Source organism: Neobacillus drentensis, assembly GCF_021560175.1.
In the GTDB taxonomy this organism is placed as follows: Bacteria; Bacillota; Bacilli; order Bacillales; family Cytobacillaceae; genus Neobacillus; species Neobacillus drentensis_A.
This window is the reverse complement of record NZ_CP091110.1, coordinates 647,666-668,213: the sequence shown is the minus strand read 5'-3', so window position 1 is coordinate 668,213 and position 20,548 is coordinate 647,666. Positions and strand designations below refer to the sequence as shown.

Below are 20,548 nucleotides of genomic sequence, written 5' to 3'. Positions count from 1 at the left end.
ATCGGATCTTACTTTTAAAATTTTCAAAATGTTTTACTATTTGCAGTTTAATATAATTAATCCTATTAATCAAGTAGGTTTAATGAACTTTCTTTATTTTTTTTGATTTCGGGAAGAATTTACCCATCCACCCGCCACATTCCTACGCCTTTTCATAACTTCGTTTATAACTTCGAACCAACAATAGGTAGCAGAGAAGCGCACAAACAGTGCAAATTATAATGACTAGTCCCATGGGAGTCGCTGTGTTGCTGCCCCCAAGTCCAACTATCGGTGTTGCTATTGCGCCAAGCCCCATCTGTGCCAATCCTGTTAGTGCGGATGCGCTCCCTGCATGTTTACCCTGTCTCTCCATTGCTAAAGATGTACTGGCAGGACCAATGAGACCTACACACGAAACAACTATAAAAAGCGGAGGAAGCAACCCGATTAGCCCTGCCTCAACCTGAATCATTATTAGCAAAAGCAAGCTTCCTAGACCAGCAAGTATTAACCCGCTGACAAGTACCTTCTTTTCTCCGTATCGTTGACATAGCTTAGAACTAAGTTGTGAGGCAAAAATGATACCAATACTGTTAGTCGCAAAAATAGCACTATAAGCCTGCGGGGAAATACCATAGAACTTTTGTAAAACAAATGGCGACCCAGAAATATAGGCAAACATAGCAGCCATTATAAAACCTTGCGACAATACGTAACCCATAAATACTCGGTCTCTTATAAGGGTTTGCATTGAGGAAAGCGTCTGCTTAATTCCTCCCGTCTGACGTTTTTCTAGCGGTAAACTTTCAGGCAATTTATAGATTACGCCCACCAGCAGTCCTATCCCTAAAGTAGCAAGTATGAGGAATATACCTTGCCACGATGTAAGACGAAGCAGCTGTCCTCCTATTATAGGAGCAACAATCGGCGCGATCCCGTTAACTAGCATTAAAAGAGCAAAAAATTGGGTCATTTTGTTACCCGTGTAATAGTCCCGTACAACAGCACGTGAAATAACAAGCCCAACAGAACCAGCAAGGCCTTGAATTAACCGTAAAATAATCAGAACCTCAATGGAGGACGTAAATGCACACAATAGTGATGAGACGATAAAGATGACCATCCCGATAATAAGCGGGATCCGGCGGCCGCGAGCATCACTTATTGGTCCCGCAATTAATTGTCCAAATGCAAGTCCCAGCAAACAGAACATCAGACTTAGTTGTGCTAAAGACGTACTAGTGTGTAAATCTGTAGTTAAAGTAGGTAAAGCGGGCAGGTACATATCCATGGAAAATGGCGCAAGTGCAGATAAAAAGCCTAGTACGATAACAATCCCAATTTGTTTTTCACTATTAGTACTAATTCTTTCTTCTAATTTATTCTCTGTTTTCAGATTCATCCCTTTTCCCCCCGGTTGAACAGCGAAATCTTATTAGTCTCACAATCTACTCTAAATTTTTAATAATTTGCTTTAATACCTGAAAACAAATGTCTATTTCATTTTGGCCTATCCCATTTGTTGCATCTTGCACATTATTGAAAGCTTCTCTTTTTAATTTCTCCTCTAATTTCTTGCCCTCTGAAGTTAAGTAAATTAAATTTGTACGTCTATCCGTTGGATGAGGAACCCGTTCGACCAGCCCTCTTTTTATCATATTGTCGATAAGCCTGCAAACACTTGGATTATCCTTTTTGGATTTGATACATAATTCACGTTGTGATAGTCCATCCTCTACCCAAAGATGTATTAAAATAGTCCATTGCTCAAATGTGACTGGAAAATGATTCGCCTTAAATCTTTGATTTAAACGATTGCTCATTAATCGAGTTGCTTCTGCAAGCTGATGCCCCATTGATTCAGAAAAAGTATAATTAGAAAACTCCATAAATTCACCCCTCCGCAATTATATAGATATTTAAATGCCTAAACAATATATGTTTATTTAATATTTGTTTAAACACATATAATTCTTTACGGTGAGCAACGGGAGCAACGGGACGGTTCTATTGCTTCGTACGCATAAGAACCGTCCCCATGCTTACCCATGCTTACCCTTGTTTATTTCTTATGCATTGGGCAATAATTAGGCGTATAATTAGGTGACTTATGAAACAACATGACAGAATAGTGAGGATGAAAAGGTATGGAAGTAAATGAACAATGTATGTATTGCATGAAGGATGAACGACGCGACAACCTGATGATTGAAATAGCTAAGCTAGATGTTTCAACAGTCTTTCTTTTTAAAGAACAGACTTATACGGGTCGTTGTAATGTCGTCTATAAGGATCATGTCAAAGAATTATTTGAGCTTGACCCAGAGGAATTAGCTGCTTTCATGAACGATGTAAAGAGGGTAGCTGCCGCTATAGATAAGACTTTCCAACCTAATAAAATTAATTATGGAGCGTATGGAGATACTCTGCATCACCTACATATGCACATTGTGCCTAAATATGAAAATAAAGAGAATTGGGGTTCCACTTTTGAAATGAACCCAGGAAAAACATATTTAACAGACGAAGAATATCAGAATATGATTGAAATGATTAAAAAAGCTTTATAATGTAAAATTTCCATCTCAGTCTTGAAGATCACCTAACAAATATCTATTAAAAGAAACAAGTCGTGCATGCCCATTATCACGACTTGTTTCTTTTTTTACTCTTTATTATTTAGATTTAAGAATTCACTGATTTTTTTAACATGATTATCTTTTAGATAAGTGCTGTACAAACTACTGGACAGGCGGATAGGATCACCAAAAAAGTAACGCTCATATTGAGTCTGTCTTGTACCAAATGAACTCATGGTAAGATCCCATGCCAAGCGGAATACCTTAACACGTTCCTCCGCATTCATACATTGCGCCTGTAAATATTGATCTAGGTCTGCTCTAATTTCTGAATCAAAGGATTTCTCGGTTGGTAATGAGACCATACCACTAGCCCCAATTAGTTGTACAATTTCAATGAAACGAGGATACATTTTAGGAAAAACGTTACACGCGACCTGTAACGGAGTCATACTAGGGCGCATAAAGCCCCATTCATCCAGCTCGGCATCGTTTTCTGATTTCTCTACTAATGCCTTCATGGTTTCAAGACCGATGATGATTTCAGAAACCTTTTCGTGGATATGTTGATATTCACTAACATTTATCGTTTTGACAAGCAGTTGAGCCACGCCGAGAATAAATTCTGTTTTAACAATCTGTCTGGTCACAACTTGATGGTAGGCAAAGGTGTGAAAAGAGCTTTTGCTCATGAAATCAGTTGCGGCTTCCACATTATCGTAATAAAATACTCGATCCCATGGAACTAGTACATTATCAAAGACTACGATGGAATCCATCTCCTCATATCTCGAACTAAGAGGATAATTAAAAGCGGATTCTCCTCCCACAAATGATTCTCTGCAAATAAATTTTAATCCTTTTGTATTTGAAGGAATGGAAAAGGCAAAGACTTCATCTGGGTCTAGAAATAATCTAGGAGCAGTAATAACGAGGACTTCATCTGTTAACCCCCCTTGAGTAGCGAGCAGACGAGCCCCTTTTATAACGATTCCTTGTTCTGTTCTATCAATCACCTTAGCAGAGATGGGCTGATCAGAAAGTTCCAAATATCCCTGAGAACGATTGACCTGAGGGGTAATAAATGTGTGGGTAAACGAGAGGTCTTGTTTCATTGCTCGTTCATATAAAGATTGAATATTTTCAGAAAAACAATTTTCCTTGTCTTTTAGCAGGCTGGCCGAGGCGGCAAAGCTCATTACAGCTGTGTTCATATAGTCTGGGCTTCTTCCCATCATTCCATGTGTGAATCGAGCCCAGTGTTCGATCATCTTCCTTCTTCTTTTTAAATCCTCGATTGTTTTTGGCTGCAAATAAGATAATCCTATTGGTTCTTCTTTATCTGATAACTGGAAAGTCATCTCCTCTTTTAGTTTGGGATCATTTTGTAAGTCATACAAAGAAGCCTTTTCTTTCAGAATTCCTTTAAAGGCAGGATGCTCCGAAATTTCCCCCTTGATTTTTGCTCCGTCATACCAAATTTCATTTTCCAGCTTATTTAACCGTTCAATAAAATCCTTTCCGTTAATAGTCCCCATTTTCTCCCTGCTCCCTATTATTAAATACTCCGAAAACGTACTAGCTCTGTTAGTATCATTTTATTGCAAGAGACAGAAGCTTGTTCCGCTTGGAAAAGCCTTGTTTTAAAATGGAGAAAATGTCCAACCCACAGCATAAAAAAAAGGATGCATGGGGACGGTTCTGCTGCTTCCGAAGCAGCAGAACCGTCCCTATGCTCCCTAATTTCCCCATTAACCATAAACGGTTAATAATGTTTCTTTTTGTTCGATTGATTCTTTTACTGTTGGGTTAATTTCTGTATACGCTTCACTGTTTGTGATAATTACGGGTGTGGTTAGTTCACAGCCTGCTGCTTTAATTTTTTTAATATCAAATTCGACTAATAAATCTCCTGCTTTTACGGTGTCGCCTTGTTTGATATGAGCTGTAAAATATTCTCCCTCTAATTTAACAGTATCCATGCCAACATGGATAAGGATTTCCACGCCATTATCGGATGTAATGCCAACGGCATGTTTGGTTCTGAATAGGGTCGTTACCACACCGTTAACTGGAGAAACTACTTTTCCTTCTGAGGGTTCTATCGCAACACCTTTACCCATTACCTCACTTGAAAATGCTGCGTCTTCTACTTGGTTTAATGGAATCACTTTTCCCTTTAAAGGACTTGCAACCACTTGAGTACGGTTCTTATCAAAAACTTTTACTGCCTTTGGTTCATCAGTTGCTTTTTCTTTATTTGCTGGATCTTTGAAACCGAATAGATACGTTAAAATAAATGCTGCGGCAAAGCCTGCCACTAATGCAATGATTGCTCCATAGAAAGACATATCTAGTGATGAACCTGATTTGATAAAGGCTGGGAAAACGAAAATACCCATTCCACCAAACATCCACAATTTCCCTGCAGTAGCAGCAATGATACCACCGCCGACTGCACCACCAATACAGCTCATAATAAACGGTTTCTTAAGTGGTAATGTTATACCGTAAATAGCTGGTTCGGTTACACCGAATATACCTGAAATGAACGCTGGAACACTGAGTGATTTCAATCCTTTGTTTTTTGTCTTTAACATAACCGCTAAAACTGCACCAATTTGTGCGAAACATACCATAACGGTGGTTGCTAGAACTGGATCATAATGTAATGTTGTTAAGTTGTTAATGGCGATCGGAACAAGTCCCCAGTGAAGTCCGAAGATAACGAATATTTGCCAAAACCCGCCGATGATCAAACCAGCTAGAATAGGGCTTAACTTATAAATCCATAATGTTGCTGCACCAAGAAGACTGCCTGCCCATGTAGCAACTGGCCCAATCACTAAGAACGTTAATGGAACCATAATGAGAATCGTTAAAAATGGTACAACGAAAGTTTTTACAACATCAGGAACAATTTTTTTGAACCCTTTTTCTACTTTTGCTGCGAAGAATGATGATAGTAGAATCGGTATAACGGATGAAGCATAGCTCATCATGATGACTGGAATACCTAAGAACGTAATGCGAATATCAGACTGAAATAACGTTCCCTTAAATAGTGTATAAAGTGGATTTCCTGCAGTTAACGTTGACAATGTTGGATGCACCAAAGCCGCTGCAATTGCCATTCCGATAAAGGGGGTTCCACCAAATTTTTTCATTGCTGTGTAACCTAAAAAGATGGGTAAGAAATTGAATAAACCATCTCCTGCGATATTCAGTAAGTTATACGTTCCTGATGTAGCTGAAACCCAGCCTAAAGCAAGGATTAGTGCAGCTAAACCTTTAATCATACCCGTAGCAGCTAACACACCAAGAATTGGTGTGAACACACCTGATATCATATCGATAAATTTGGCACCCATTCCAACTTTTTCATCTTTACTTGAATCGTCGTTTGAAGAAGCACTCATATTCGCTACTTGTAAGAACGTTGCATACACATCAGGTACGTGGTTACCAATAACAACCTGATATTGCCCGCCGCTTTGCATTACAGTCACAATGCCCTCTAGATTTTTGATTTCGTCTGTTTTGGCGATTTTCTCGTCCTTTAATTTAAAACGAAGCCTTGTTATACAATGAAATACACTGTTAATATTTTCTTTCCCGCCGACCAGCTCCAAAATGTTCTTTGTTAATCCTGTGTAATCCTTTTTAGCCATGAAAAACGCCTCCATTTATTTATAAAACAGTTTTTGTATCCGCTTTCAGACCAAGAAAAACAAAAAACCTAAACTACTCAGAGTATAAGAACATAGCATTCTCATACTTTGAGTAATTTAGGTTTTGCCTGCCGGACAGTAACAATCCTAAAAGGGAATGTTTTATTAAATTTATATTTTTATTCTAGCATGGAACCTCAAAATGTCAACGTTTACATTTTTAAATTTTCAAAGATATTTATGACATCTTTCTAGAAATTAAAACGAAGTCTATCAAAACCAGAATAGTGATACTGTTCCTAACCGAGACGGCAAAACAGCTGCACTATTCTGGTTTCCTCATTTAAAACATTCTTCTACCGATTTATATTATTTAGAAGGAAAGACCTTATTCCATCTCTCACTGTCGAGTGCCCAATAAAAATATTTTTCCTCATCCTTATATACAATAATATTTTTACCATTCGGTAGTTTACATCCCATAATCGGGTCTATATCCTCTACATTATAAATAGTTGGTCCATACCAAGGGAAGCCCTTCGCTTTGTTATCCCTCATCCAAAATGCCATTCCACCTGTTTTTAGTTTACAGACAACCCCGAATTGGCCTGAATTATTTTCAAAAAATATCGGATCTCCTGTAACACCCTTCGCAAACTTTTCACTCTTTTTCCAGCTGCCATCCGGTAACTGATAATAATGGACTAAAGAAGAGTTCGACCGGACAACCAGTTCTAAATTCCCAAATGTACTTCTTATTGGAAGGGATACAGAATAATTATGGGGATTGTCGTCATACCATGGATATGCCTTGTTTTGGTACTGTCTTGTATTATATTCCTTGTCAAGATTAAGGATTAATTTCCTAACTGGATCCGCTTGGTCGCGAATGACGGGATGAGCCAGACCGTTAATTTCGGTTTGATTTAGGCAGTAAATCATTTCATCTATGGTAAAGTATGGACGATATCGTATCATCCTTGTGTCCATTGTATTGGGATATTTTTTCAACTTGAATCCAAGTTCCTTTGCCATGTTAACGTAAAATATTTCATCTGTACCAAAAGAAATGGTTTCGATTAAAGCATTTTTTAACTTTTGTTTTCTTTTTGGATCCAGCAGCGCTTTCACTACCGGTCTCGAAATTACCTGACCCACATTAAAAACTCCATAGTACGGTTTGAGGTTAAATAATTGTTTCCACCTGTTTATGTCTTTCTTCATTTCAGTTCCGATATACCAATCTTCTTCAGGAATTCTTAGCTTCACCCCCATATAATCGGCATCCTTCATTTGGGTTTGAATAAATTCCTCATATCCTTTTTTAATGAACAGTGCATCAGAATCGATATTAATAAAATATTTATACTCAATTCCCAATTCTTCTAACCATTCCATTACTTCCATAAAATAAATAGTCGTCCATCCCCGCACTAACTTATGGCTATAAGGACAAACAGGTACACCTAATCCTTCACAGAGTGTTGGATCATTCCCCCCGTTATATAAAACCATTGTACTGTTGGGGCAATAGTATCGGACATTGTCAATTAACTGCTTGACTAACTCCCTATCTTCATGAACAAGGATAGCAAAACAAATTTTGCTTTTTGGTGATTCTGGTAATATATTTTGATAATTAACTAGTGTATGATTTTGATGTTCTTCTAGTGTCCTATTCCGTTCCTCAATAAGTTCCTTTATTTTCTCTTTGTCGCCGCTAGCACGTTCATAACGACCGAGAAGTTTAGCATTCTCTTTACCGTGTGGGTTTGTTTGATAGCTTGAACCCGGATGCCATAAGTGAAATACTTTTCCTTCCAAATTGATTAGATTTCCACAAATCGTCCGAGCTGCATGGGAAAATGCATCGTCTTCTCCACCCCAGCCAATAAATCGCTCATCAAAACCGCCAACTGCTTCGAAGTTTTCTCTTGATATGACAAATAGTTTTCCAGCAAATCCTTCATAAACCCAATTTGATTTTGTACATTCTTCAGCTCTTACCTCTATTGGCCAATTTGGTTTTGACTTTAGTAGTCTCTCCGTACCTTCCATTTCAACATTATAGACTTCTGTAAAAGGAACGACAAAGCCACCCTTATTCAGTAATTTAATTGAATTCACAATCAGGTTAGGGTCATAAACAACATCCGCATCCGCGATGACAAAAATATCTCTGGTAGCCTTTTTAGCAGCTAGGTTAACAGCCTTAGATTTATTAATTTCCCCGCCATACATTAATCCTACACATATTTCTGCTTCCGGCATGACACGGGCATAATATCGTTTAATCCATTCGAACGCCTTTGCTCTTGGACCATAATCCGATTGGAAAGGAATAATAATAGAAACTTTTTCTAACACAACAACTCTCTCCTTCTCATACGGAAATTATTCAAGTGATTGTTCCCTGCTCATGATTTGCATTAGTTCGATATACTCCCCTAAATTCCCTAAATCGTACCGATCTCCAGATACAATTTTTCCATATACCGGTTCCATTTCTAGCAAACTTTTAATCGCATCTGTCAGCTGAAATTCTCCGTCAACGCCTTCCTTTAGTTCCTCTAAGCATTGAAAAATGGCAGGAGTAAATATATATCTTCCAATAACGGCTAAATCTGAAGGTGGATTTTTTTTGGGCTTTTCCACTATATTTTCAATTTCAATCAGGCTCGAATTAGCTGTACCTTGTATGACCCCATAATTTTTTAATTGCTCTTGTTTTACTTGTTTTAATCCTAAAACACTACTTTTGGTTTTCTTATATTCATCAATTAATTGGTTAAGTGCAGGAGTTTGATCAGAAATGACAAAATCATCTGGTAATAACACACCAAACGGTTCGTCTCCTATAAATTCTTTTCCAAGTCGGATGGCATCGCCAAGTCCGTTAGCATGGTGCTGTTTTATATAGAAAATATCTATATTTGGAAGTTCTAAATGTTTAAGCATATGTTCTTTATTTTTGCTTTTTAAAAAAGCCTCTAACTCCATTGAGTGGTCAAAGTAGTCTACAATAGAGTGCTTTGTATTAGAAATTATGATTAATAGTTGTTCAATCCCTGACTGAACGGCCTCCTCAACAATATAATGAATGGCCGGTTTTAAGCCTAATGGAAACATTTCTTTAGGTATTGCCTTTGTTATAGGAAGGCTCCTTGTACCATACCCGGCTGCAGGGATAATCGCTTTCCTCACCATAAGTTTTCCTCTCCTTTTTTTAATGTACATCTGTGAAAAATATAATCTAATAGAAATTTAGATTAATTATTATCTTGGCTTTTTATACTTATGTAACTTGTCACGAAATGGAAGCGGCTTGTATCACAAATTCACACAAAAAATAGGTTATTCATCAAAAATTACTACTTCCGTAAGGCGTACAGGTTAATTTGTCCCTGTCAAAATCGCACCAACTTGCATTTCATAGAGTAAATGCACTTGAAGGTTTAAATACACTCGGGTTGTTTGTCTAAAAGAGTGCCGGCAAGTATGTGATAAGGGAGAGATATAGCATGAAATTGGCTATTATGTGCGGGATGCCGTTAAGCGGAAAATCAACTTATGCGAGGATACTTCAAAGCCAAGGGTGGGTACGGGTATCTCTGGATGATATCAGATTAGCTTTACATGGCGAAATTTATAAAGCGGAAGCTGAACCGCTTGTGTGGGAAAGTGCTGAACTCATGGTCAGGTCATTACTAAAAAGTGGACATAAAGTGATTGTTGATACTACAAACAGGACGAGAGATCGTCGAAAAAGATGGATACGTGTCGCTAAGGAATTCGGACTTACTTTAAAGATTTATTACGTTGATACGGATTATCAAACTTGTAAGGAACGAAATAAATCGGAGAAGCGACTTTCTCAAGAGGTATTAAAACAAATTTACAAGGAATTTCAGACACCTGATTCAGACGAGGGAAAAATCATTAAGGTAAACGATTAAGAGTAATAGAACATAACCATGGCATAATTAGGAGGAAAAAAGGTGAGGAAGTATATTGCTTTTGATATTGGCGGGACAGTGGTAAAGCATGGCGTATTAGTAGAGGATGGATCCATTCTTTCAAAAGGAAGCTATGATACCCCCTCTTTCAATCTAGAAAAATTTCTTGATAGGATGGTTAATACCATAAGGACTTATCAAAATAATCATAATGTGCTGGGGGTTGCTGTTAGTTTGCCGGGTTTTATTAACCCCGATACGGGTTATTCAGAACAAGCAGGAGCTATAACAGCCTTAAATAATCAAAATCTTAAAAAATTACTGGAAGCAAGGATTCCCCTGCCTGTTGAAATTGAAAATGATGGTAACTGTGCTGCTATTGCAGAAAAAATGAGTGGGAACGCAAAAGGATGTACAGATTTTATTTGTATGACGGTTGGTACTGGAATTGGCGGCGGAATTTTTATAAATGGAAGACTTTTGCGGGGGCATAGTTTTCGAGGTGGCGAATTTGGATTTATGATTACGCAGTCATCAGGGGATGCCATGCATAACAATGCTTCTACTACTGCCTTAATTCGTAACTATAAACATCTAAAGGGAATTAATGAAGCTGAAAAAGTGGATGGTGAGACTATTTTTCAAAAAGCTGAACATGATTATTCCGTGAGAAGAATAGTTGACGATTGGATTAAAAACCTTAGTTATGGAGTTTTCAACTTAGCTGCAACCTTAAATCCTCAAAAAATACTAATCGGCGGCGGGGTTTTCGCTCAACAAGGTTTAATAAATCATATTAATTATCAGCTGGACCAGCTATATTGGTGGAAAGAAATTAAGATCCCAATCGAAAGTTGTAAACATCAAAATGACGCTGGAATGATCGGTGCTATGTATCATTTTAAACAAACGCACCGCAGGAGACGTACTTTTTAAGAAAATAGGCAACGGGACTTATTTTGATTTTGAGAAAGATGGCAGTAAAGAAATTCACTGCCATCTTTCTCTTTCTCATAAAAATTATTCATACTTAATCGAGTTTTGAGATGATTGTTTGGATATCGCCCATTCCATCTATTTTTGAAGTAATTCACTTATTTTTTCTTTTGTCGGAAGAGAGGAAATGGCCCCTTTTCCTGCCGTGGTAAGCGCACCACTTGCATTCGCAAAGGCAAGAATCTCCATATGATGCTGATGTAAGATTTCCTCAAGGCTTTGTTGTCTAACATTTTTTTCTAACAGTTGATATAAAAATCCCCCTATGAAGGCATCTCCTGCGCCAGTGGTATCCTCTACCTCCACTGTAAATCCGCCTGATTGATAGCGTTGGTCATGTACATATAGCTCTGCACCTTGAGAACCTTTTGTAAATATAACAGCCCTTACGTCGCCAACAAATAAAGATTGGATGGCTTGGTCTATGTCTTGGATCCCTGTAATGAACTCGAGCTCTTCATCCGATATTTTCACAAGATGTGCGGTTGGAATAAATTCCAAAATTGTTTTTCTGCAATCTTCAGGATCTCTCCATAGAGGGAGCCGTACATTTGGATCGAAGCTGATCAGACTTCCTTTAGCCTTTGCTAAATGAATGGCCTTAACATGTGCTTGCTTCATTGGGCTTTCCACTAAATCGACGGAACAGAAATGAAGAATATCTCCGTTATTAAACCAATTTTCCTCTATTTCATTCTCGTGAAGCAAAAGGTCAGCAGAAGGATTGCGGTAGAAAGAAAAATCCCGCTCCCCGTCAGAACGTAACGATACGAAGGCAAGCCCAGTATTTGCCTCACTTGTCCTTAAAATTTTTTCCGTATTTACACCAGCCTGCTGAAGCTGCTCTAAAAGAAAGTCACCAAAAGCATCGTTACCTAACTTAGTTATCATTGAAGACTTTCCCCCATATTTCGCCACTGCTGCTGCAACATTCGCAGGAGCACCGCCAGGCGCCCGCTCAAACGCAATCACATCTTTTAAGGCTCTCCCCTTTTGGAGAGGAATGAAATCGATTAATACCTCACCAATTGAATACATAGTTCTCAAGTTCTTCACCCCATCCTCTTACTAAATGTCCCATTTACTCGCTTGAAATAATACTCTTCCACCTTCTGCAAAAAAACGAATCTCGTTGCTGTCAGCATTCGGAAAAATTCGACTTGTAAATACCTCTTCCCCGTCGTTTATAAAGATCTCAACAGAAGAGATATCAACAAAGAAGTGAAACTTTATTTTTGAGCCTTCCATTGGGCACTTTCTCTCTGTCCCATACGCTTCGCCAACTGGTTCCCCTGAAAAGGTGCGATCTAAAATGACCTTTTTTTGAGCGGTGTCGTATTTAACAACCGTTTTTTCCTGTTCTCCGGCCCTGAATTCAACACCGAAAGCCGCCGCATCAAAACTTTCAAACTCACATTCCATTTCATAAGATGTGCCATTAAAATGTTCGTAGACCTTCTTCTCATCAGAGATTACATCCCTTATGACGTAGAGTTGTTTGCGAAGTTCTTTAAGCTCCTTTACTGGCTGTTGAATGAGTTTACCTCCACGAATGGATAGTTCTCTAGGTAATGTCAAACAATGGGCCCACCCATTTTTATCTGTCGGATAATCAATTTCCGGCAGCCCCATCCATCCTACTAAAAGCCTCCTGCCGTCCGGGTCTAACATCGTTTGTGGTGCATAAAAATCAAAACCTCTATCTAATTCTTGAAAAGAGCCGTGTGTTAGGGTTCTGTTTTTTAGATCCAGAGGTTCACCTAGAATATAACCAGATTGATAAATGTTTTGAAACTCATCTCCCTCAGGGATCAGTCCCTGAGGGGAGAAGATCAAAACACCTTGTCCCTGCAATTCGAAATAGTCCGGACACTCCCACATATAGCCGAACGAGGGAAGACTAGTTTGCAATTCTCCTACAAAATTCCAAATCAGCAAATCCTCCGAACGATATAACACGATACAACCGGTGTTATTTTCTCGCTGCGCTCCAATAACCGCGTAGAAGTGATTGCCCTTTTTCCAAACTTTAGGGTCACGAAAATGATCCGTATAGCCGTGGGGTACATCATATATAACAGGCTGGTCCCATTTTTTAATTTCCCCCGTTTTATCCATAATTGCAAGGCATTGGTATGGATGTCGTATCCAATTCTCATCACGTGTATTCCCTGTATAAAGTAAATGCAATTTACCTTCATGTTCGACTGCACTTCCTGAATAGGCCCCATGGCTGTCATAATGATTCGTCGGTTCGATTCCGATCCCGACATTATCCCAATGAACCAAATCTTTTGACTTCGTATGGTACCAGTATTTCAAACCATGTACAGGTCCAAGCGGAAACCATTGATAAAATAGGTGATATTCGCCGTTATAATATGAAAATCCATTCGGATCGTTTAGTAGACCTGTTTCTGGCTGGATGTGAAAGGTTTGACGCCACTCACAGCCCCTAACCTCTGATTGCAATTTCAAGAGTTCTTCCCTGCTTGTATCTTCTATCCGGCGATAACGCCGCTCTTTTGTCCACACCATGTTTGTTAAACTCCTTTTAAGCAATGAAGGAGAATCAGTTGATTCCCCCTTCACCTTTTATTCATTATGCTGCCTGCTTTTCCACGTTCACTGAATTCTTCTTAGCATCCCTTTTGCCTAATACGATTGTTAACATGAATGCTATAACGATCGAGATGGCCATACCAATGCAGTAGTAAGGGATGGAATCTGGCTTAATCGAAATAATACCTGGAAGACCCGCTGGTCCCATTGCCACAGCTTTTACTTTAAAGAAAGTGACAAAGGCTGAGCCCACAGCGGCTCCAATAATCGCTCCGATGAACGGATATTTTAGCTTTAAGTTGACACCAAACATGGCAGGTTCTGTAATACCTAACAATGCGGAAATACCTGAAGCAGAGGCAATACTTTTCATCTTTTTGTCTTTCGTCATAAGCAAAACAGCAAGAGTTGCAGCTCCCTGAGCTACGTTTGACATGGCAGCTATTGGGAATAAGAATGAACCGCCTGTTTTGGCCATATCAGATAGTAATTGGGTTTCAACCGCTATAAAGCTTTGGTGCATACCTGTGATAACAATTGGAGCATAAAAGAATCCAAAGATCCCGCCGCCAACAAATCCAGTCGTGTTATATAACCAAACAATTCCATCTGTAAAAAGGTTACCAGCAGATCTTGTAATTGGACCAACAAATGCAAATGTGAGTACAGCTGTTACAAGAATAGAAAGCAGGGGTGTTAATAAGTTATCCAACGCAGATGGGATAACCTTTCGTAAGTTTACTTCAATCTTCGCCAGAATAAAGGAAGAAGCTAGTACTGGTAAAACCGTTCCTTGATAACCTACTTTTTCAATTTCAAAGCCAAGTATATTCCAAACAGGGACTTTATGGTCGATTAAAGCAGCTCCGTATCCATAAGCATTTAACAAATCGGGATGAACCATAATCATTCCAAGTGCTGCTCCTAAAAAGGCATTACCGCCAAAGCGCTTCGTAGCAGAGAAACCGATTAAAACAGGCAAGAACACGAAGGCAGCGTTTGCAAAGGTGTTTATCATGGCTGCTAAATCAGCGATACCTGGGTTCGCATCGATTAACGATTTTCCAGCTATAAATAAATCTTTTGCGGTTAATAGGTTATTTAATCCCATTAAAAGACCGCCTGCAACAATAGCTGGGATGATTGGTACAAAAATATCAGATAACAATTTGACGAGCTGTAAGATTGGATTTTGTTTTTTCACTCCTACAGTTTTTACCTGACTTGTAGACATTTCGGAAATACCAACAAGATGAATGAAATGCTTATACACTTCATTAACAATTCCGGCACCTAGGATAATTTGGAATTGTCCCCCTGTTGAAAATGTTCCTTTCACCGTTTCAATAGCATCCAAAGCAGCTGAATCAATCTTGTCTTCATCATTTACTACTAAACGCAGCCTGGTAGCACAATGTGCAGCAGCAGATACATTCTCTTTTCCTCCGATTGCAGCCAAAATGGCCACTGCAACTTCCTTGTAGTTCATCACTCATTCTCCTTTATCATAGTTTTTTAGTTGGTACCGGTTCCAATTCGCTGCAAAAAAATAAATGATAAGTCCCGAAACAACGGAACCGGTTCCAAAATGTTTTAAAAAAATTCCTGATCATAAAAATAGGGAACCGGTTCTACTTAACTTTAAATTAAAAGGTCCCTTTTGGAACCGATTCCATACACATTATAATTTATGATTATATAAGTTGTCAACGCTTTCCCTTTCAATTATTTTATATTTAGAAAAAATAACTGGGGGCAGGTCTTCACTGTTCAACAGTCGAACCATGCTTTGAGCTGCCACTTGACCAGCGTCTCTATAATAAAACTTAACAGTGGTTAAACTAGGGTGTACAATTTCTGTTACTTCATACCCGCCGAACCCTGTAATCGACAAATCCTCTGGGATTCTGATCCCTTTTAAATGGGCAGCTTTTATTGCACCCAGAGCGATGTTATCGGTAGCACAAACGATTAAAGATGGGTTAAATTCGTCAATAATTTGGGGTGCTTTGGTGATGGATTCAGCCATTCTAAAACTTGTTTCATAGTATTTAACCTCACAGCCCCGAGCCTCTTGAATGGCTTTTCTAAAGCCTTCCTTTCTCTTCACTCCTACCGCTATATCCTTTTCTGTGACACCTAAATAGGCAATTTTCCGATGGCCTTTAGACAAGATATACCTGCCCATATCATAGCCTGCCTCATAATCATTATGAATGACACTATATACCTCTTTATGCTCTTGTCCAACAAGCAATATTGGAATTTGCAGCTGTTGAAATGCTTCCAAATGTGTATCCGTAATTTGTGTGGCCAATAAAATAATTCCTGCGACCTTTTGCCTAGCCATTGTGTATATATTTTCAATTTCCCGGTCGAGATCCTGACTGGTATTTGAAATTAACATTTGGTAATTTAGTTCCCTAAGCTGTTGGTCAATTCCAATTAACGTTTGCGAAGTAGCATAAGAATCCAGCCTGGGCACAATGGTCCCAATAATATTCGGTTTCTTTGCCTTTAAACTTTGGGCAAATGTATTGGGGATATAACCAGTTTCTTTTATCACTCGTTCAATCTTTTTTTTCGTTAATTCACTGACAGACCCACCATTTAAGTACCGAGAAACTGTACTCTTGGCGACACCAGATAATCGGGCAATGTCTGCAATAGTTTTCATAGCTTCATCCCCATTTTCATATAGCAAAATTGTATTTTTTAATTCAATTGTTTAAATTTTAATCGTTTTCCCAAGCCATTTCATTTAGAGTAATTTATTTTAGTATAAATCATTTTCTCCAATATGATAGTCAATTAGAATAAAACGGTTGAACTTTTTCCTGCTGTTCCTTAAAATAAAATTGTATTATTTCTATCTGCTAATTAATTTTGGAACCGGTTCCTTGTTGCGAACTATTTTACACAGTAAAAATAATCATTAAGGTGGTTTTACACATGTTTAAAAACTTATTTAAAAAGAAGACATCTGAAAATGATCCATTTATTTTACAACCGTTAGAAGGACAACTGCTTCCAATTGAATCTGTTCCAGATCCTGTTTTTTCGCAGAAAATGATGGGAGATGGCTTTGCCATCCAGCCAACAAAGGGAACGGTAGTCTCTCCAGTTGATGGGAAAGTCATTAGTGTATTTCCAACAAAACATGCTGTGACCCTTGTCGATCATAATGGAAGGGAGATTTTAATTCATGTAGGAATGGAAACCGTCAGCTTAAAAGGTGAAGGATTCACTGCCTTAATTAAAGATGGGCAAACAGTTAAAAAGGGACAAAGGCTGCTCGAGGTTGACTTTGAATTAATTAAAGATAAAGTACCATCCATTATTACCCCAGTAGTATTTACAAACTTAAGTGATAATGAAAAAATCATCCATGATGAACAAGGAATTAGAATTAGTTAATCCTGTTTAGCCTCTCTTAAATTTTAAGAGAGGCTTTGTTAGAGCTAGCATTACAAGGAGATAAAACACCCCATGTTAGTTCTCTGTATGTGTTAATTGCTTCCTCTTCTTTAATAAGATCAAATAATAGAAAATGTAATAGGAAAACATAATCAGCAATAATCCTGCTGTCCAGGAACTTCCGACTGCTGCACTGATGTTTTGATAACTAGACGGTTGGTGGTTTGATACTGACATTGTTAGGAGCCCGGAAGTATACATACGATAGAATCGGTAGATAAATCGAGCTAAAAAGATAAAAGTAACTGTACTTCCAATCCAGGTATTGGGGCGGTAGTAGTAATGCTTTTCCCGCTTTTCAAACGTAGTTAATGAAGCCCCATAGTAAGCGAGCAGAATCCCTGCTATAATCCCCGCCACATCTGAAATTATGCTGATTGGATGGGTAAGTCCTCCGGAGAAAAAGATCAGCCCAATTATAAAGAAAATACAGGTCCTGACCACTAATTTCCTTGGATTTAGTTCCTGCCAGCCAATATTTCGGCGTACCCTCCTATAGATAACGAAACAAAATAAAGCGATCATGATGACGATAGAATACAACTGTTGAGTCATGTTTTACCTCCAATTCAGAAATAAGTGGTTAGAGAAGTATAATTTCCATATATATGTAACATATAAGAGAATTATATAGTACACCTCCATGTTTTTATAAAAAACTCAGAAAATATGTATAATGAAATCGAAGGAGTGATATGGTTGAGTTTGAATTTACGAGGTCACCATTTATTATGCGTCCATGGCTTTCGCGGCATGGGATATAGTCCAGATTTTGTAAAGAAAATGAGCGCAATTGTCACACAAATCAGGGATGAGCAACAGGATTTCCCCATAAGGGTTGTCGCCGCACTTGATGATACTTGTTGTACTTGCCCTCATAAGGGAAAAACCACCTGTGAGGCAAGTGCAGGTTCCAATGAACATGTCCTAACAATGGACCTTAATGTCATTCGTCAACTGGAATTAATCGAAGGGGCTGTCTATCATAAGTCCTATTTAGTTCAATTAACGGCTGAAAAAGTCAAACCAGATGATTTGGATTATCTATGTAAGGGTTGCTCCTGGCTTTCCTATGGAGTATGCAAAGAGGGGATTGGCGAGCTGCGGGACAAGTATTTAAAATAGTAAATTAATTAAATGCGAGATTACTATAAGGTGTCATCTCCAGATACTGTTTAATCTTTGTTGATGCTGGTCAAAAATAGTTCTCTGTTATAATTTCGCAAAGTATTTAAGTAGAGGGTTATCTGAATTTTTGACCTGCATCATTTTCACTCTATCTTTTTAAAAATAGTGAGAATATTTCTTTCTTATTAGGAAATCTTCATAAGAGAGATGCTAATAAACTGGAAGGAAGATGCTTGTGGCTAATCTAACTATTTATGTAAAAGAAGCTGTCAATGAGCAGCCGATTCAATCACTGGAGTCTGTCCTTACGCAGATGGAAGGTATTGAGAGAGCCTTGGTAGACACTGCGGACGGTGAAGTGAAAATTGAATATAATGAAACCCAGGTCTCTCCTGAAAAAATTAGAGAGACAGTTCTGCAACATGGATTAAATCTTCAGGATTAGTTTATTGTTTAGGAGCTAACAGCTTACACCAAAATCCCCCAAATTGTTAGTTTGGGGGATTTTAGCTTTATCTTTTTTAGTTTATAAACCTCCGCATGACTGGTTCGTCTCTGCTGTTTGTTGTTTATTATGCGTTTCTCCAGTTTCTTTTGAAACTGATTCAAGTCCATAACCTGTTGAGCTAATTTCAAGTTTTTCTTCTTGGTTCTTCTTAGCGGTTGGATTGAGGTTTGGATCAAAATTGTTTGTGGTCATTGGGCTCCTCCTTAGGGTCTAATATATAAATTATCTGCAATTCTTTTGTTTTTCATGATAAATTTATGTTTTTGCAGTGCCCCTGCTCTGTCTTCTAAAAGATTTTACAGTAAATTTACATTTAACCTATTTTCCCTTTACAAAAATTGCCTATACTGTGATTATTAAATATCTCATAAAGGAGTTACCAAATGATTGAATTCCTAATCCGCTTGGTCATTTTGGTTCCACTTTGCACACTTCTTTGTCCTTAACTGAATCAATCCAATGTAAATATCCCATTCAAAACCTACTATTATTTCTTCTCCAACTAATTAACCTTTTCCAAATAACCTTAATACTCGTCCCACCCCTCCATCCTAATTAAAATTCATTTTTCCTAACCAAAAAATTAAATAACTAGACAAGGGCAAAAGCACAAACCCCGCATAAACTGTAAGTACCGTGGTATATTTGATTATTTGTACTCATATACTTGTAAAACATTTTCACTGGAAAGGGGAATCTTGACCTATGGATATTTGCATTTCTTGTGGAAAAGAGTTATCGATTATGGAGAGAAATAGGACTGAATGCTGGGAATGTAGAGATACGACAGTAGAAGCCTATACTGAAGAAGAAAAATAATCCTAATGTTGTTATGTCCTTTGGTTTGTAGAAAAAGGCCCAGTCCCTAATGCTTGGACTGGGCCTTCTAATTTTTTTAAAAAAATTAACGTCTATAAAGGATTATGGAAACACCATCAGTGTTAAACTAAGCGGGAGTTTATGGTACGAAGGGCGGTGTCCTCTATGAATTTTGCTCAAGCCCAGGATACACTGACTATGGTGGAATGGATTCTCCGAGCTGTCGTGGTTTTTTTCTTTTTGCTGATTGTCGCTAAGGTTTTAGGACAGCGGGCCATCTCCCAGTTAAGACTCCTTGATTTTGTGATTGCGTTAGTGATTGGAAATATTATTGCCCATCCCTTGTCAGACGACCATCTTGATTTAAAGGGCTCGATGACAACGACGATTGTATTGGTTGTGCTGTATCTTGGCGGTATTTTTCTTAGTCTAAAAATCCCATGGTTTAGACGACTTGTTAATCATGCCCCGATCACCCTCATTCAGGATGGAGAAATTATTTTCAAAGGATTAAAGAAAGCAAGGATTACCATTGATGATTTATTAGAAGAATTACGGGGTGAAAAGGTTAATGACCTGAAGAAGGTGACTTTAGCAATTTGGGAAGCCGATGGGAAAATTTCTGTCTTTTTAGACCCAAAATATGAACCCATTACGCCAGCTGCCTGTAAAATGGCTACAGAACCATTTGAATTGCCAAGGATTATTATTAAGGAAGGCAGAATCAATTCAGAGGAGCTAAAACAAATACATAAGGATATTAACTGGGTTAATACGGCGTTAGAACGAAAATATCAAACGGAGGTTAAAAACGTTTTGCTCGCAACCCTTGATTCTAAAGATAATTTAAAAGTTTTTTTATATAAGTGA

Annotated in this window: 19 protein-coding genes; 7 read left to right on the top strand and 12 right to left on the bottom strand. The window is 38.2% G+C overall.

What is annotated here, in order from left to right; genetic code table 11:
• Positions 1-142: 142 nt before the first annotated feature.
• Together L1999_RS03235 and L1999_RS03230 are read right to left on the bottom strand one after the other, a co-directional pair.
• Entirely contained in the window at positions 143-1,384 is a 1,242-nt protein-coding gene (locus L1999_RS03235; RefSeq protein ID WP_235742195.1) for a multidrug effflux MFS transporter, read from the bottom strand.
• A gap of 46 nt (positions 1,385-1,430) precedes the next feature.
• Positions 1,431-1,871 (bottom strand): MarR family winged helix-turn-helix transcriptional regulator, encoded by a 441-nt coding sequence (locus L1999_RS03230; RefSeq protein ID WP_235742194.1) that lies wholly within the window; start codon positions 1,869-1,871, stop codon positions 1,431-1,433.
• Positions 1,872-2,129: 258 nt separating this feature from the next.
• On the opposite strand from L1999_RS03230, the gene L1999_RS03225 reads away from it, so the two are divergent.
• Positions 2,130-2,552: an HIT family protein gene (locus L1999_RS03225; protein ID WP_235742193.1), complete on the top strand. Its 423-nt coding sequence runs from the start codon at positions 2,130-2,132 to the stop codon at positions 2,550-2,552.
• A 95-nt stretch (positions 2,553-2,647) separates the two neighbouring features.
• Here the strand turns inward: L1999_RS03225 and hpaB are convergent, their stop codons facing one another.
• From hpaB to L1999_RS03205, 4 genes are all read right to left on the bottom strand, one after another.
• Positions 2,648-4,099, bottom strand: coding sequence for a 4-hydroxyphenylacetate 3-monooxygenase, oxygenase component (hpaB, locus tag L1999_RS03220; protein WP_235742192.1), 1,452 nt, complete (start codon positions 4,097-4,099; stop codon positions 2,648-2,650).
• A 213-nt stretch (positions 4,100-4,312) separates the two neighbouring features.
• Entirely contained in the window at positions 4,313-6,232 is a 1,920-nt protein-coding gene (locus L1999_RS03215) for a beta-glucoside-specific PTS transporter subunit IIABC (protein ID WP_235742191.1), read from the bottom strand.
• A gap of 369 nt (positions 6,233-6,601) precedes the next feature.
• The gene (locus L1999_RS03210) at positions 6,602-8,599 is read right to left on the bottom strand and encodes a galactosyltransferase-related protein (protein WP_235742190.1); all 1,998 of its coding nucleotides are present in this window, start codon (positions 8,597-8,599) and stop codon (positions 6,602-6,604) included.
• Between the two features lie 27 nt (positions 8,600-8,626).
• On the bottom strand, positions 8,627-9,439 hold the full coding sequence (locus L1999_RS03205) for a UTP--glucose-1-phosphate uridylyltransferase (RefSeq protein WP_235742189.1): 813 nt from the start codon (positions 9,437-9,439) through the stop codon (positions 8,627-8,629).
• A gap of 314 nt (positions 9,440-9,753) precedes the next feature.
• Here L1999_RS03205 and L1999_RS03200 point away from each other — a divergent pair, with 314 nt between their 5' ends.
• Both L1999_RS03200 and L1999_RS03195 read left to right on the top strand, forming a co-directional pair.
• Entirely contained in the window at positions 9,754-10,188 is a 435-nt protein-coding gene (locus L1999_RS03200) for an ATP-binding protein (RefSeq protein WP_235742188.1), read from the top strand.
• A 42-nt stretch (positions 10,189-10,230) separates the two neighbouring features.
• Positions 10,231-11,124 carry an ROK family protein gene (locus tag L1999_RS03195; protein WP_235742187.1) on the top strand — a complete coding sequence of 298 codons (894 nt, stop codon included), beginning with the start codon at positions 10,231-10,233 and terminating at the stop codon, positions 11,122-11,124.
• Positions 11,125-11,262: 138 nt separating this feature from the next.
• Here the strand turns inward: L1999_RS03195 and L1999_RS03190 are convergent, their stop codons facing one another.
• From L1999_RS03190 to L1999_RS03175, 4 genes are all read right to left on the bottom strand, one after another.
• Positions 11,263-12,231, bottom strand: a complete 969-nt coding sequence (locus L1999_RS03190) for a carbohydrate kinase family protein (RefSeq protein ID WP_235744234.1) — start codon at positions 12,229-12,231, stop codon at positions 11,263-11,265.
• Between the two features lie 21 nt (positions 12,232-12,252).
• Positions 12,253-13,722: a glycoside hydrolase family 32 protein gene (locus L1999_RS03185; protein ID WP_235742186.1), complete on the bottom strand. Its 1,470-nt coding sequence runs from the start codon at positions 13,720-13,722 to the stop codon at positions 12,253-12,255.
• A gap of 64 nt (positions 13,723-13,786) precedes the next feature.
• A complete protein-coding gene (locus tag L1999_RS03180) occupies positions 13,787-15,235 on the bottom strand; it encodes a sucrose-specific PTS transporter subunit IIBC (RefSeq protein ID WP_235742185.1) in 1,449 nt (482 codons plus the stop codon).
• Between the two features lie 192 nt (positions 15,236-15,427).
• Positions 15,428-16,423, bottom strand: coding sequence for a LacI family DNA-binding transcriptional regulator (locus L1999_RS03175; protein WP_235742184.1), 996 nt, complete (start codon positions 16,421-16,423; stop codon positions 15,428-15,430).
• Positions 16,424-16,698: 275 nt separating this feature from the next.
• Between L1999_RS03175 and L1999_RS03170 the strand changes: the two genes are divergently transcribed.
• Entirely contained in the window at positions 16,699-17,163 is a 465-nt protein-coding gene (locus L1999_RS03170) for a PTS sugar transporter subunit IIA (protein WP_235742183.1), read from the top strand.
• A gap of 75 nt (positions 17,164-17,238) precedes the next feature.
• Here the strand turns inward: L1999_RS03170 and L1999_RS03165 are convergent, their stop codons facing one another.
• Positions 17,239-17,778, bottom strand: coding sequence for a CcdC protein domain-containing protein (locus L1999_RS03165; RefSeq protein ID WP_235742182.1), 540 nt, complete (start codon positions 17,776-17,778; stop codon positions 17,239-17,241).
• 198 nt (positions 17,779-17,976) lie between these two features.
• On the opposite strand from L1999_RS03165, the gene L1999_RS03160 reads away from it, so the two are divergent.
• Both L1999_RS03160 and L1999_RS03155 read left to right on the top strand, forming a co-directional pair.
• The gene (locus L1999_RS03160) at positions 17,977-18,348 is read left to right on the top strand and encodes a DUF1284 domain-containing protein (protein WP_235744233.1); all 372 of its coding nucleotides are present in this window, start codon (positions 17,977-17,979) and stop codon (positions 18,346-18,348) included.
• Between the two features lie 232 nt (positions 18,349-18,580).
• Positions 18,581-18,796: a heavy-metal-associated domain-containing protein gene (locus L1999_RS03155; protein ID WP_430540003.1), complete on the top strand. Its 216-nt coding sequence runs from the start codon at positions 18,581-18,583 to the stop codon at positions 18,794-18,796.
• A gap of 81 nt (positions 18,797-18,877) precedes the next feature.
• Here the strand turns inward: L1999_RS03155 and L1999_RS03150 are convergent, their stop codons facing one another.
• Positions 18,878-19,051, bottom strand: a complete 174-nt coding sequence (locus tag L1999_RS03150) for a hypothetical protein (RefSeq protein WP_235742180.1) — start codon at positions 19,049-19,051, stop codon at positions 18,878-18,880.
• A 792-nt stretch (positions 19,052-19,843) separates the two neighbouring features.
• Here L1999_RS03150 and L1999_RS03145 point away from each other — a divergent pair.
• Positions 19,844-20,548, top strand: a complete 705-nt coding sequence (locus L1999_RS03145; protein WP_235742179.1) for a DUF421 domain-containing protein — start codon at positions 19,844-19,846, stop codon at positions 20,546-20,548.